Genomic DNA, 11947 nt, shown 5'->3' with positions numbered 1-11947 from the left:
GCCTTGGGGCCTTGGACATAGCTGTCCGCCCCCGGTCTCTTGCCAACGCCGTCGCGTTTAGGCAAAGTGATCGGGTTCGGAGCCGCGCCGCCAAGCGCGTCCGTTCATTCGACCGCCGCCCAACGCTGCCAGGCGTCAGGGCAATTCCTGCCAGGGAATGCGGTCTATCTCAGGGCCGGGTTGTCACACCCAAATCAGACCATACACCAAATCGCTAACGATTTCATCACCCCCTCTGGGGGCGCTTCAGTGCGTCCTGCATCCGTGAATTGCGGGGGTTGCGGGGATCGGTCGACTGTACCCACTGGCCTTCATTCTCAATCCCGGGGAGCTTCCTTGCCGCTCTGCCAGCCCGGGGATCCCCATGAGGAAGCGCGGTCGACTTGCCGTTTCGATGGCCGATAGCGAGGGCAACGCGCTCAAGATCCAGCAGCATCTCGAACATGGCGGTAGCCTCAGGACATGTCCCGTCAGCTCGCATTTCCGCGACATTGTCAGGGAGGTGAAACCGGATTTTTGGCAAAAGGCGCTGAAGATTTCCGCGGAGAATAGTCGCCTCGCAAAGGCAAGAGCGGCAACAAAACGAATGCTTGCGCGCACAGTTTGCGCAAATGGTCACCAGCTGACGCCAGAAACATCGAAGATCATCATCAAGCGGCAGCACACCCAGAAGCATGGCACTTGGCAAAGCCGCATCTGTCTGATTTGCGAACGAGAGAAACACAGGACAGCTTCGTTCAGCGCCGACGATGTGGCCGCCCTCGTCGAAGGCGCAAAAGCTGGACTGACGTTGTCGCAGCTCACGAGCTATCGGAACGGGGCTACGCGTGTGTTGCGGCAGAACCAGGCTAGCACGATCCTGAGGGCCAAGCCGAAACTCGCAGGCGTTCTGTTGCCGCTCTTTGCGCGCAACCGCGCAACAAACCACAGAGTGCTAATGCAACGCCTCTCACCGCGCGGCATATTTGCTCCAACAAACGACGTCGTCCTCCGAGAAGTTGAGGCCGCCGTGCCCCTCACTCTGCCTCGTCAGACGCGGATGGATGTCGTCGGCGATATGGTTGTCGCCGTCCTTGAAGGGCGGCTGGATCTTCGCGATCTCAAGAGTCGATATCGAGAGTTCGTCGCCCGCGTCGACGACACCTATCAAGATCGATACTTCACCAGCAAAACGCCTGTTTCACTGGATGCCGAGCCACTGCGCGAAGGCGAGACGCCCCTCATCGAGAAGCTTTCTCGGGCGCGCTGGGAGGAGATGGTAGCGGACGAGCGCGCCTGAGTCGCGGCGGGTCAAAGGCTTTAGTGCGCCAATCCACTGAGAATCCACGCTTGCGCTCGCCCTTTGGTTGCGATTGGATCGATTTCTGGCTGGGGGCTAGTATGCGGATTTTGATAATTGGACTGGTGTTCATCCTCGGCGGGTGTGGTCTTCAGCCCGCTCATGCCGTCAATGCATGTGTTCAGAAGAAATAGACGGGGCTGCACTTATGGCCGGCGCAGCAGATACATTCCTCAAGATCAGCCTGGCAGTCTCGCTGCTCGGCGCAGCGGGTAGCATTGGGTACTACTATGCCATTTACTTGCCCGCGAGAGATGCTCAGATAGACAACGAGCGTCGTTTGGACAACGCACGTGCGGAATTTCTGAGGAGATCGGCGGAAGAACGCGCGCAACAGGAGCGTGATGCAGCAGAACAGCGACGGGCCGTCGAGAAAGCACTCGCACAGGCCAACTACGAGACATGCATTTCACGAGCGGAGGCCGTCTACAGCGCAAGCTGGGCATCAAATTGCAAGTCCGTCGCAGAGAGAGCGCGAAAGCAGCGATCAGCTTGCACCATGGCGCCTACGGCATGCGATTCTATCTACCCTGCAACCGACTCCGGACCGAACTGCTCTCTTCCAACCGGACTTGCAACGTCGATCAACGCCAACCTACAGCAAGGCAAAGAGCGCTGTTTGCAAGAAAGCAAAGCTGGACTTCAGTAAACTCGTCAAACGTAACTATTCGGTCGCGGTGGTTCGCCTGTAGCTCGAAATTAGCAATATGGACCCAGCTTCAGACGCCAACACAAAGCGTTGGATCGCCGACTTCAGGATTGAATCTTCACTTGTTCTTCCACCTGACGTCCCAGATCTAAAGGTCAGCCTGCCGGATTGCGAATTGTCCATTCAGAACGCCGGCAAAAGCGACCTCCCGAGCGAAGCACTGGCGGCTCAGTTGATCGTTCACGCCATCGATATCAAAGAAGCTGAAGCGCTCGCTGACGCGCGGATCAGGGAAATTTTGGACACGCTAAGTTTCGCCACAAGTTGTTCGTTTCGGGCCTCGCGATTGCGTTTCCTTATGGATTGGACGCCCGGCTTAGAGGTTAGACAGGCCTATGTGTATGGAGGTCAGGACGGCGGCACCGAAAGGTGGACGGATCTTGCGCTCGATAACCTAACTACCGCCGCTCAATTAGAGAGCTGTCATGGAATCGCTCGGCTAAGAACGCCGATGCGTTGGTTCTCGGCCGGCGTCAGGGCAAAATTTCCAGAAGATCAATTCCAATACTTCTGGTTCGTTCTCGAGTTGATCGCGGAGCTTACAAAGAGCACCGCCCGCGTTACCGACAAATGTCCACATTGCCGATCAGACTTATTCTGTCCGACCTGCAATTGCGTGCCGGAGCACAGGCCGTTTCAGAAGCAAGCAATCCAAGCATTGCTCGATCGTCTCAACGTGTCGCCTGACATGCAGCGCGACCTATTTTCTATCAGAAATGGGATAATGCACGGCCGAACCCGATCCGAAATCGAGGACGAAATTAAGGAGCGCGTCGCCGGGTTCGAAATCGCATATGCAGTCGACTTCATTTGGCAAACAGCTTTTGCCGCGATTTTCAACGCGCTCCAGCTCAAACAGAGTCAGGTCGATCAATTGGTGCTTGGTTCGCCCGATACTGTAGTCCGGCACCAAGTGACCATGAAAGCTCACATGCTGATGGGAACTCATGGCGATCCGAACGACCCGAAAATCGAAAACGTCGTCCTACCGACGATAACCGCGATACCCGTAAACAAGCATGGTCAAGAGATAGATCCAGCCACTGGAGCCGTCATAGAGAGGAAATAGTTCACGTCATTGCATCGGCCGATCGGCAATGGGAGAAGAAACGAGGCTCCTGCCCCACTAAACCGATCCCCTGGCGCCGTAGATGAATAGACGGTGAATGCCGCGCCGGGCCGGTTGCGAAATTCATCCTCTTTCCGGGAAACCGCGCGGGCCTGTGGCGTTTAGCTCCTACAAGCCCAATGGGAGGAACCAAACATGCCCCTAGCCAGCGCAGCAGCTGCTGCAGTCCTTGCGCTCCAGCTTGCGACACCAGCGGCAATCGAAGGCGAAACGCCGAACCTGGTTCAGGTTCGCGAAGGGCCGTGCAGTCACGGCTATGACATCGACGTCTATGGCCGGTGCTATCCGAATGGCGCCATTCCGCGGCGGTATCAAGCAGCGCGCCAAGGCTACGATTACGATCGGCCGCGTCGATACTACAGGGAAGAGTACCGTCCACGGTGGCGACACCGCTACTACCGCGACGACTATTGAGCGGTAGCCGTCGCCGCGCAGGTCCATATCACTGCGTGCCGAAACATGCGACTTCCACGGTGGCAGGATCGTAGGTCGTCCCGGCCAGGTTCACCGCGAAGATCGGGTTCGCACTTCCTGAACGCCCGCTTGAAGCGCCTTTGACGATTCCGTTGCTGCCGCTGTCCTCGATGTTTCCGACGCAGGTGTAGGTCGTGTTCGCGAACGCGGTCGAGAAGTTCAGAGTGTAGGATCCTGCCGACGAGCGCGTCACGCTTGCCACGTTGTAGGCCTGGCTTATGGCTCCACTTGCACCTGTGAAGCGAACCCACGCCTTGGCCGCGCTGGGATGGCTCTGCTGCTGAGAGGGCGTGACCACTGCGGTTGTGCTGGTGGCCGTCTGCTGATCTGACTTGGTTGCAGCCGTCACGCAGGTGCCGATCGTGGTGATCGCCGAACCAAAGCACATGACGCTGGTGACCGTTCCTGTCCCGTTCGCGGTGATCCACGACGGATTTGCACCCGCGCCACCGGACGACAGAAGCTGCCCCAGCGTGCCGGGGCTAAGAGCCGACCAGGATGAAGCCCCACGATAAACCACGCTGCCGTGCGTCGTGCCGAGCAGCTTGTCCAGCACCGCGGAAATTGGGTTATCGTCCAGGGTCGAGGTGATGCCGGAAATGTTGGACCTGATGGTCCCGTCCGGCGCGGTGCTGGGCGACACCAGCGAGTGCGCAAACCAATTGCTATAGCCGTCGGAGATGAACACGAAGGCGCCACTTGCGACGTTGATGACGACCGGCGAAATGCCGCCGTTGATCCTATCGTCCCCCCCGGTGGAATTCCTCACGATAGTAAGCGGCTTGTCGGCGGTAATCTTCGATCCGAGATCGATGACGTAGAGCGGCTGGCCAGGGTTGAAATCCGCGGCGCGGGGAAGCCGCCACGTGTGGGCGTCAAACCATGAGGCCTGCTTGTCCGTGGCAACGACGCGATCCGTATTGCTCATCGCGTAGTCGGCATCCCCGACCTTGGTCAGGCTGTAGAGATTGAGGATCTTGAGAAGCTCGGAGAATGAGAGCGCGTGAGCCGGATTGGTTTGATTTGAGTTGTTGGCAACAACGCTGTTCGGCGGCAACGTGTTATACGTCTGCGCCGTAGCTGCAACGGGCCAAAACGCGACTATCGTCGCTGCGAGCAGAATATTCCCGCCTTTCATCGAATTACCCCCTGGAGCTCTCAAAGCTTGTCCCTTGCGATCTGTAATTCGGTGGCGCTGCGCATCAGCAATTCACGCGCTGTTTGTGCTCGACGCATCGCCCCCTGGTCGGATCGCAATTGATGATGATGCAGGCCGCCCTTGTGAGGATGTGCGCAATAAGCCTGGCCGCTGATCACGCAGCGATCGCCGTTGCAGGCGGCACAGCAATTGCTTTCGGTCAGTCCATCGAGATCGGCCGCGGCGACGCTCATGCTGCAGCCTGCTTCTTGATCGGTGACGACAACACGACGTTCATCAGCATCATGTCCCGCGTGTGCTGGCCGTTGCCGGCCATGAACTCTTTGACCCAGGCATGATCGCGCATCCGCTCTGCCTTCAATCGGGCAACAGCGTCGTATTCCTGCTGCGTGACCTCGCGATTGGTCAACGTCTCACGGATCACCTCGTCGCGGATGCCGAGGTCGCGGAACATCTGCGTGGCGCCGATCATCTGAAGACGATCGGTTGACTGGAAGGGCGCATCGTCAAGCAAGCCGGCCATCGCCTTGTCGACGTTCGGATTGTCGCTCTCGTTGATCTTCGAGGTCAGTTCACGAAATTCCTTTGCCTCCGGGCCGTTGCCGGCGAGGAATTTATCGCGCCACTCGGCATTGCCTTTCAGTTCGTTGAGCCGGGCGGCCGCTTCCGCTCCGGTCGCCGGAATGGGCGCAGCCGGCGGCGGCGGAGGTGCCGGCGGCGGGGCCGCAGTTGCGTGGGCGACGATCATTTCACCGACCGTCTGTCCTTCTTGTCCCCACATGCTCATCGCGCCACCTCCTGGTGCTGTGTGTTGTCGGCAGCGAGACCGTCCGACAAGATGATCCGGGCCATGTCCGAGATCTTTCGGCGGTCCTTCTCGGCAGCTGCCTTGAGCCGCTGCTCGAGCTCAGCGTCGACACGCACGCCGATCATTCTGTCTTTCGACATTTGTGGTTCTCCGTGTTTACGAAAACAAACAACCGTTGACGTTCGTTAACAACGCACCAGCTTCTTGTTGCGCAAAACCTGCATATTTCTGGCTGATTTCACGGGTGATGAGCCATGTTGGCCGGTCGATGCTTCCGATGGGACGCACGGTGCGCCTGCGCTTGGCTATCTGGACCTTGATCGGGGCAAATCGCTCTGGCTTCAACGTGCTATTGTCGACTGAACACATCGAAGTCGACGCCGCGCGCGAGCTCTTGGCGCGATCCGAGGCTCTGCCGCGGGCCCGCCATGGGGTAGTTGCCGTAGCCGATGCCGTCGCAGTCGGCCAAGGCTTTGCCATGGCGCCGCATCATGATGGCGTATCTCATCGCGGAAACGAGGTCGTCGCGCTGCTTGACGATTTTGAAGTCTTCGTCGCGATGATAATTGCGCAGCTCTTCGAGCAGCTCTCCATTATGCGGCGCGATCGTGAGCTTGCCGCCGTACATCATGCCGCGGATTTCCTCGAGCGCGGGCTCGACGGCGTTGGTCTTGGTGCCGTGGTTGACGGCATGATGCATCATCATGTTCGCGCCGAAGTTCTTGTACTGATGGGAGAGGGGAAGGCCGCTTCCCTTGTCGTGCTGGGCGCCGTCATGTGGCCAGGCGATCGGGATCCGCAGGCCGCGCGCCATCGAGTGAATGCGCTGAACGTGATAGAGCGCCGAGCTTCGCTCCATCCGGAACGAGTCCACGACCCAGATGTGGCCGGTATCGTGCGCCCACGCAATCAGCGCCGCCGCGAAGGGATGGCCGTATCCGAAATCGATGCCGACACACCACCGGGCGTAGGTCGGAATGTCGGTGTCGGGATTGAAGCTCTTCGAGATGGCGGGCAGGAGCTCAACGGGAAAGATCGGACCGGCGCCGAGTTGTGGCGTGCCCTCGATCCGCGCCTCGCGTTCGTGCTCGGCATAGCCGGAGGAGAGCTCCTCGCGCCGGGCTTCCGAGATGTGCTTGACCTCGGAGGAGGGGATGCGAAAGACGGCGCGGTCTGAGGACGGCTCTGACAAGAATTTGTAGGTCACGCCGGCCGCGGCGCCCTCGCCGACAGGGGTGAATGAGACGATCAGGTGACCGTCGGTCGCGGAAGTGCGCGCCAGAAGCTCGGAATAGATGTCCTCGGAAGGCCGCTCGTCGATCCAGATCAAGTCGACGGATTCGCCTTGCAGCTTCTCGCGCCGCATTTCGAACGACTTGAACGTGAGGCTCGACGTGCCGTCGGCGACGCCGTCGGTCTGGTGCGTGACGAACATGGTGTCGATCGCACCGGTGCCGCCCGGGACCATCACTGGTTTTTTGCCGAAGCTTTCGAGCGGGATCATGCCGGTGCCGAACTCGTCATCACCGCAGAGTTTCTTCTGCAGCGTATCGCGAACCAGCTGGCCGGACTCGCCGACGGCCCAGACGCGGACCGGCTTGTCGAACCGCTTTCCGGTCCACCAATACGGGTAGTCACCGGTCATGTGTAGCGCAACCTCGAACGCGGCTGACAGGGTCTTGCCGGACTGGTTGCCGCCGTAGATCAGCCGCTGGTGCACGCCGCTCGATCCGGCCATGAAGAATGCCTTCTGGCTCGGATACCAGAAGCTCTGATCGAGGAAGTCGATCCGCCGATATTTCTTGCGCCGCTCGCTCGACGACAGCGTCTGACGAGCCAGCCGAATGAGGCCCTGGGGATCCGGGGTAGCGTCAGCCATTGATCACCTGTCCGTCGATCAGTTTCGCTTCCATGGCGCGCCGCGCCGCATCGGCCGCCTCGAGCCGCTCCAGACGGGCCAAGCCGTTGCCGCCGAACGTCTCGATCATCTTCTCGCGGGAGACACCCAGCTGCCGGAGCGCGCGCAGCTCCTCCAGGGCCTCGGCGTCCGGGTCGACGATCCGGTGGGTGATGTCGACCGTCTGCTTGCTCACCACCGGGTCGACCCGGTCGAGCAGGGACAGGACAGCCCGGCCATGGTCGCGGTGCTTGCTGTCGCGGATCATGGCGAGGAGCGCGGCCACTGCCTCAGGATGGCTGCCGCGGAGATATTTTCGGCTCTCCTCCGCGATCGCCGCAATCATCCGGTCATCGTGCGCGATCTTCCAGGCGATCTTCGCCACGTTCGTGGTGGTCGAGTCCTTCCCGAAACCAGCCGCCCGCGCCGCGCGCGCGTAACGCCCATGCCCGGGCTTGCCGGTGATGAGCTCGTGGCAGAACGCGCGCCACTGGTCGTTCGGCAACGCCCGCATCGCCGGTCCGAGCTGCCCCCAGTCTGGCTTGGCCGGGGCAGGGGCCACCGTACGCTTCGCCCGCGCCATCAAGCCACCTCGCGCACAGCCGCCGCCGCACGCCGCTCCTGGATGGCCCGCTCGACGATCCGCCGCAACAGCGACCCCGCCGACCGATCCTCCTCGCGCGCCCAGGTCTCGAGCTCGGTCTTGATCTCCGGCTCGGCCTCAAACGTCACCTTCTCGCGCTTCATCCGCACACCTCCGAATTGATGCGTGCGACGGTGCAGCGAGGGGAGGCCGTCTTCAACGCACCGGGAAAATCGGAAGAAGGTTTGAGAGCGGCGCCGAGTGGGGAGGTGGGTCATGCGATTGGCGAGAGGGCGGCCGCTTCGGGGGTACCCCCGGGGGCGGGTCTGTTTGGTTCGAGATGCCAATATGGGCGCGATCGACATTCTTCCCATGGCATTCCCATCGATGTGCGAGAGCGGGGAGAACGGCAAAAATCACCGTAAAATCAATGATGTTAGCCGAGGAGGCTAACAGTGTCGCAGACTGCTGGTCAGCGGGGATATGGCCGAGGAGAGAATATCTACCCATTGAGAGAGAAATCCGGACAATCGCATCACCACTGGACAGAGCGGACAAAGGGGACAAGGCGGACAATGTCCGGTGATGTCCGGCAAGTCCGCTGGACCGGACAAACCGGACAGGACAGACACACTCCCTATGGGAGTGTCTGTTTTGTCCGGTGTCCGTCCGGACCGGGGTTGTCCTGCTGTCGCCTCGCGTGCGCGCCCGGATCTCTGAAGCAGTGTGAGGTCTGGAGTTACGATCCCGCGTGAAAGCCCTTGCGCCGATCATTGGTCGACCCTCCAGAGCCATTCGGCGCCGTCCTGGGTGGATGCGCTGATGCCGTCGGGAAGATCGTTGAGCAGGCGCTTGAATGCCTTCTGGCGGGCGTCGGTGACCTTTCCGGGCTCTGCCTCGCCGGTGACGTAGCGCCGATAGAACTGGGTGCGGACGTTCTCCACCTCGGTGGCGCGGACCATCGGGCCGTCGTGAAGGACGCGGATGTCCCTGCCGGTGCCGGCGATGGCTTCCGCCACTGCCTCACGAAACACCCGCTTGGACTTCGCCTCGGCCTTGGGCGGCTTGACGCGAATGGCCGATTGTCCGGCCAGGCCGGGAACGACCACAAGCGAGCCGAACGGTTCGCCATCGTCGTCGATGCCCAGATCGTGCGGCTTGAGCTCGAACGGCGCGATCGGCCCCTCCAGGCCGTCGCGGGCCTTTGCCAGCGCCAGCTCGCGGCCGGACACCTTACCGGTCCGGTCGTCGCGGTCAGCAAGCACGCTGAGCACCACGTCAGCGCCACCGCGCCAGAGCGAACCGCCGCGCAGGCCGGCCGCATCCTGCTTGCCGTAGTGGTGCACCGGGATGACTAGGCCGGTGGTGCGCTCCTCGAACTCGCGCAGCTTGCCGATGACCTTGGCGATCTCGGCGTTGCTGTTCTCGTCCTCCATGTGGAAGTTGGCGGCGATCGTATCGAAGAACGAGGCGCCACACCGGACACCAAACCGGGCTTTGATCTTGTCCGCCAGCTCGAGCAATTCGCGTGCGACGCGGTCGACGTCCTCCGCGGTCTTGATCTCCGGCAGGTCGCCGCGCCATGCGATCGGCAGGCTGTTGATGTCGAGGCCGCGGGCCTGGGCGTCGGCGGTCAGGCGGTTGCCGATGTTCTCGGTGCCTTCCTTGCTGACAATGGCCGAGGCCACACGCTCCTTCACCGCACGCTCGAAGAACGGCGATGCGCTCGCGAGCGAATTCGCCATGTGACAGGCCATGAAGGTTTTGCCCGCGCCAGACTGGCCGCCGATGAACAGGATCCCGCGATAGGGCGCGATGCCCTTGATCAGCATCCTGGGTGCGGAAACCTTGTGTTCGGTCAGGAAGTGCCAGCCTCGCGCTGCTGCCGGTTGGGTACCGTCGATGATCTGACGCAGCGCTGCAGGCCCGTTGGCGCGCGCGTAGCCGTTGGCGTCGGTGCTCATGCGGCCTCCTGGTGCTGGGTGAGCAGGATCGGGCGAACCTCGACCCCGCGGCGCTCGACCAGGCCCACGAGCTCGCCGGCGTGGCGGCGGCCGTCGCGGTCATCGTCGACCATGATGGTCAGGCTTTCGACATAGGCGGGCAGGGCCTCGGCGAGTGCGGGCAGGCGTGATGCCGCCCCGGCCGCCCAGGCGCCGAGGCCAGTCGCCTCGTGGACGCTCAAGGCATCCTCGATGCCCTCGGCGACGGCGAGGCCGAGCAGATCATTCACCGGCGCCAACACGATCGGAGAGCCGGCCGAGCGGCCGATCATGATCTTGTCGGTCTCGGTGCCGGCCTTGCCGCGGCCGCCTGGTGCCAGGCGCGTGATATGCACGCCGCGCAGAGCTTCGGCCGGCATGTGGATAACTCCCGGATCGGGCTCCACGGGCAGGCCGAACGCCGCGATCAAGGCCGGCGGATGCTCGCCGCGTCCCCGTAAAAATCCCAGTGTGCCGGGCAGGGGCCCGCCATAGCCGCGGGTCTCGCGCAGGTAGGTCTCCGCATCAGTACCTGAGATCGCCAGGCGCTGCGACCAGAGCCAAGCCGCTTTCGCCAGGCGCTCGCCAGCGGCCACGCGTTCGCGTTCGATTGCCTCGGCCTGGGCGCGCTGAAGCGCTACAGGATCAGGCGGGGAGGCGTTGCGATCGCGTGATGATCCCTTCTCGCCGCAGCGCGCGCAGTGATAGCCGGCAAAGCCTGGATCGAGGCGCCAGATGCGCAGCACCTTGCGCCGCTGGTTCACCCGGGCTCGCTTGGTCGGGCCGCAGAGCGGGCAGGGCACGTCATGCTGGCCGAGGCGGCCGCTAGTCAGGCTATCGATTGAGGCGAGGTCGAGGTGATCAATCATGCTCACCTCCGCCATCGAGCAGGCCAAGCTCCTGGGCCGTCGCCAGCGCTTTCGCGACACCGGCGGCGAACTCTTCGAGACGCGCCATGCCGATGGTAACGCCGCGTTGTGTTGGAACGCTCCGGCCTTCCTCGTTGGTGCCGAACATGCGGCAATCAAGGAACGTGTGGCCTTCGTAGTGCTTGATCGCAATGACAATGCTCTGCTTGCGATTGCGAGCCGATTTCCAGAATTTCGCGATCTCGATCGGCTCGTCCGGTGTCGGGAGGCGGCTCATGGCGTCACCTGATCGAGTGCTGCGCCGATCGGCGAAGATGGCTCGCCGCGGCTGCTGCGCTTCATGGCAAGCTTGATCGCCGCGAGGTCGGCGCCATGTTGCAGGGCGAATGAAAGAGCGATCGCGGCGTCCGATGCCAGCGCGTCGAGTGCGCTGTTCGCGTGAGCGGCGTTGATGAAGATTTCGCCTAGCCGGCCATCGGCGTAATAGCCGGCCGTCATGGTGAAGTCGGCGCCGGCGTGCTCGAACGAAAGAGTCTCCGAGGCTCTGCGGTTCGGCAGGCGTTGACGCGCGATTCCGGTTTGCTGTATGGGCATGTTTGCTGATCTCGACGTGATTGCGGCCGGTCTCTGGGGTGGTGCCCAGGCCGGCCGTTGCTTTTCAGGGGATTAGGCTGCGGGTGCTGCGAGCTCGCCGCGGGTCAGCTTGCGGAGCTGTCCGACGTTTGCGCCCTTCTTGCCAGCGCTGATCGGGAAAGTCGGAATGGGCGGGTTGCGGCGCCAGGTCCGTTCGGAGATCCCGGACACCAGCGCGCAAATCTTGAGCGATGTCGCTGCGCTGTCGGGCAAGCGCTCGAAGCGATCAAGGATCGCGATTTCTTTCTCGGACAAGCGGGGCATCGACGCGGCTCCTTTGGTTCGGATGGCCGTGAAGTTGCGTGATGTCCGCGTGCGCTTGCAGTCTAGTCCTTTTGCAAAAAATCCTGCTGTAGGTTTTTCCG

At 61.8% G+C, this 11947-nt stretch carries 16 protein-coding genes; 3 read left to right on the top strand and 13 right to left on the bottom strand.

Annotated features, from left to right (window positions below):
* Positions 1 to 364 precede the first annotated feature (364 nt).
* From I6F37_RS07125 to I6F37_RS07115, 3 genes are all read left to right on the top strand, one after another.
* Positions 365 to 1279: a hypothetical protein gene (locus tag I6F37_RS07125; RefSeq protein ID WP_225150757.1), complete on the top strand. Its 915-nt coding sequence runs from the start codon at positions 365 to 367 to the stop codon at positions 1277 to 1279.
* Between the two features lie 767 nt (positions 1280 to 2046).
* Positions 2047 to 3117: a methylamine utilization protein MauJ gene (gene mauJ / locus I6F37_RS07120; RefSeq protein ID WP_225150755.1), complete on the top strand. Its 1071-nt coding sequence runs from the start codon at positions 2047 to 2049 to the stop codon at positions 3115 to 3117.
* Positions 3118 to 3312: 195 nt separating this feature from the next.
* Entirely contained in the window at positions 3313 to 3591 is a 279-nt protein-coding gene (locus I6F37_RS07115) for a hypothetical protein (RefSeq protein ID WP_225150753.1), read from the top strand.
* Between the two features lie 28 nt (positions 3592 to 3619).
* Here the strand turns inward: I6F37_RS07115 and I6F37_RS07110 are convergent, their stop codons facing one another.
* The 13 genes from I6F37_RS07110 to I6F37_RS07050 form a co-directional block, all read right to left on the bottom strand.
* Positions 3620 to 4789 (bottom strand): hypothetical protein, encoded by a 1170-nt coding sequence (locus I6F37_RS07110; protein ID WP_225150751.1) that lies wholly within the window; start codon positions 4787 to 4789, stop codon positions 3620 to 3622.
* Positions 4790 to 4809: 20 nt separating this feature from the next.
* The gene (locus I6F37_RS07105) at positions 4810 to 5043 is read right to left on the bottom strand and encodes a hypothetical protein (RefSeq protein ID WP_225150748.1); all 234 of its coding nucleotides are present in this window, start codon (positions 5041 to 5043) and stop codon (positions 4810 to 4812) included.
* On the bottom strand, positions 5040 to 5597 hold the full coding sequence (locus I6F37_RS07100; RefSeq protein WP_225150747.1) for a hypothetical protein: 558 nt from the start codon (positions 5595 to 5597) through the stop codon (positions 5040 to 5042). Before I6F37_RS07100 ends, I6F37_RS07105 begins: the two co-directional genes overlap by 4 nt.
* Complete coding sequence (locus tag I6F37_RS07095; RefSeq protein WP_225150745.1) at positions 5594 to 5758, bottom strand: hypothetical protein; 165 nt, start codon at positions 5756 to 5758, stop codon at positions 5594 to 5596. The genes I6F37_RS07100 and I6F37_RS07095 overlap by 4 nt, the downstream gene beginning before the upstream one ends.
* Positions 5759 to 5774: 16 nt before the next feature.
* Positions 5775 to 5987 (bottom strand): hypothetical protein, encoded by a 213-nt coding sequence (locus I6F37_RS07090; RefSeq protein WP_225150743.1) that lies wholly within the window; start codon positions 5985 to 5987, stop codon positions 5775 to 5777.
* On the bottom strand, positions 5968 to 7497 hold the full coding sequence (locus tag I6F37_RS07085) for a terminase family protein (RefSeq protein ID WP_225150741.1): 1530 nt from the start codon (positions 7495 to 7497) through the stop codon (positions 5968 to 5970). The genes I6F37_RS07090 and I6F37_RS07085 overlap by 20 nt, the downstream gene beginning before the upstream one ends.
* Positions 7490 to 8098, bottom strand: coding sequence for a hypothetical protein (locus I6F37_RS07080; RefSeq protein ID WP_225150739.1), 609 nt, complete (start codon positions 8096 to 8098; stop codon positions 7490 to 7492). The genes I6F37_RS07085 and I6F37_RS07080 overlap by 8 nt, the downstream gene beginning before the upstream one ends.
* Positions 8098 to 8262 carry a hypothetical protein gene (locus tag I6F37_RS07075; RefSeq protein ID WP_225150737.1) on the bottom strand — a complete coding sequence of 55 codons (165 nt, stop codon included), beginning with the start codon at positions 8260 to 8262 and terminating at the stop codon, positions 8098 to 8100. The genes I6F37_RS07080 and I6F37_RS07075 overlap by 1 nt, the downstream gene beginning before the upstream one ends.
* Before the next feature lie 606 nt (positions 8263 to 8868).
* Positions 8869 to 10062, bottom strand: coding sequence for an AAA family ATPase (locus tag I6F37_RS07070; RefSeq protein ID WP_225150735.1), 1194 nt, complete (start codon positions 10060 to 10062; stop codon positions 8869 to 8871).
* On the bottom strand, positions 10059 to 10949 hold the full coding sequence (locus tag I6F37_RS07065; protein WP_225150733.1) for a toprim domain-containing protein: 891 nt from the start codon (positions 10947 to 10949) through the stop codon (positions 10059 to 10061). Before I6F37_RS07065 ends, I6F37_RS07070 begins: the two co-directional genes overlap by 4 nt.
* Positions 10942 to 11226: a hypothetical protein gene (locus tag I6F37_RS07060; RefSeq protein ID WP_225150731.1), complete on the bottom strand. Its 285-nt coding sequence runs from the start codon at positions 11224 to 11226 to the stop codon at positions 10942 to 10944. The genes I6F37_RS07065 and I6F37_RS07060 overlap by 8 nt, the downstream gene beginning before the upstream one ends.
* Complete coding sequence (locus I6F37_RS07055) at positions 11223 to 11447, bottom strand: hypothetical protein (protein WP_225150729.1); 225 nt, start codon at positions 11445 to 11447, stop codon at positions 11223 to 11225. The genes I6F37_RS07060 and I6F37_RS07055 overlap by 4 nt, the downstream gene beginning before the upstream one ends.
* A gap of 168 nt (positions 11448 to 11615) precedes the next feature.
* Complete coding sequence (locus I6F37_RS07050; RefSeq protein ID WP_225150727.1) at positions 11616 to 11846, bottom strand: hypothetical protein; 231 nt, start codon at positions 11844 to 11846, stop codon at positions 11616 to 11618.
* Between the last annotated feature and the right edge of the window lie 101 nt (positions 11847 to 11947).

It is taken from the genome of Bradyrhizobium sp. NBAIM08, from assembly GCF_020193935.1.
Taxonomy (GTDB): Bacteria; Pseudomonadota; Alphaproteobacteria; order Rhizobiales; family Xanthobacteraceae; genus Bradyrhizobium; species Bradyrhizobium yuanmingense.
The sequence above is the reverse complement of the archived record's forward strand: the minus strand, read 5'-3'. Positions and strand labels throughout refer to the sequence as shown.

Coding starts and splice junctions, on each gene's coding strand:
- I6F37_RS07095 (WP_225150745.1), bottom strand. CDS start 5,758: ATGTCGAAAGACAGAATGATCGGCGTGCGTGTCGACGCTGAGCTCGAG.
- I6F37_RS07110 (WP_225150751.1), bottom strand. CDS start 4,789: ATGAAAGGCGGGAATATTCTGCTCGCAGCGACGATAGTCGCGTTTTGG.
- I6F37_RS07115 (WP_225150753.1), top strand. CDS start 3,313: ATGCCCCTAGCCAGCGCAGCAGCTGCTGCAGTCCTTGCGCTCCAGCTT.
- I6F37_RS07070 (WP_225150735.1), bottom strand. CDS start 10,062: ATGAGCACCGACGCCAACGGCTACGCGCGCGCCAACGGGCCTGCAGCG.
- I6F37_RS07050 (WP_225150727.1), bottom strand. CDS start 11,846: ATGCCCCGCTTGTCCGAGAAAGAAATCGCGATCCTTGATCGCTTCGAG.
- I6F37_RS07085 (WP_225150741.1), bottom strand. CDS start 7,497: ATGGCTGACGCTACCCCGGATCCCCAGGGCCTCATTCGGCTGGCTCGT.
- I6F37_RS07055 (WP_225150729.1), bottom strand. CDS start 11,447: ATGACGGCCGGCTATTACGCCGATGGCCGGCTAGGCGAAATCTTCATC.
- I6F37_RS07060 (WP_225150731.1), bottom strand. CDS start 11,226: ATGAGCCGCCTCCCGACACCGGACGAGCCGATCGAGATCGCGAAATTC.
- I6F37_RS07080 (WP_225150739.1), bottom strand. CDS start 8,098: ATGGCGCGGGCGAAGCGTACGGTGGCCCCTGCCCCGGCCAAGCCAGAC.
- I6F37_RS07105 (WP_225150748.1), bottom strand. CDS start 5,043: ATGAGCGTCGCCGCGGCCGATCTCGATGGACTGACCGAAAGCAATTGC.
- I6F37_RS07125 (WP_225150757.1), top strand. CDS start 365: ATGAGGAAGCGCGGTCGACTTGCCGTTTCGATGGCCGATAGCGAGGGC.
- I6F37_RS07065 (WP_225150733.1), bottom strand. CDS start 10,949: ATGATTGATCACCTCGACCTCGCCTCAATCGATAGCCTGACTAGCGGC.
- mauJ (WP_225150755.1), top strand. CDS start 2,047: ATGGACCCAGCTTCAGACGCCAACACAAAGCGTTGGATCGCCGACTTC.
- I6F37_RS07090 (WP_225150743.1), bottom strand. CDS start 5,987: ATGTGTTCAGTCGACAATAGCACGTTGAAGCCAGAGCGATTTGCCCCG.
- I6F37_RS07100 (WP_225150747.1), bottom strand. CDS start 5,597: ATGAGCATGTGGGGACAAGAAGGACAGACGGTCGGTGAAATGATCGTC.
- I6F37_RS07075 (WP_225150737.1), bottom strand. CDS start 8,262: ATGAAGCGCGAGAAGGTGACGTTTGAGGCCGAGCCGGAGATCAAGACC.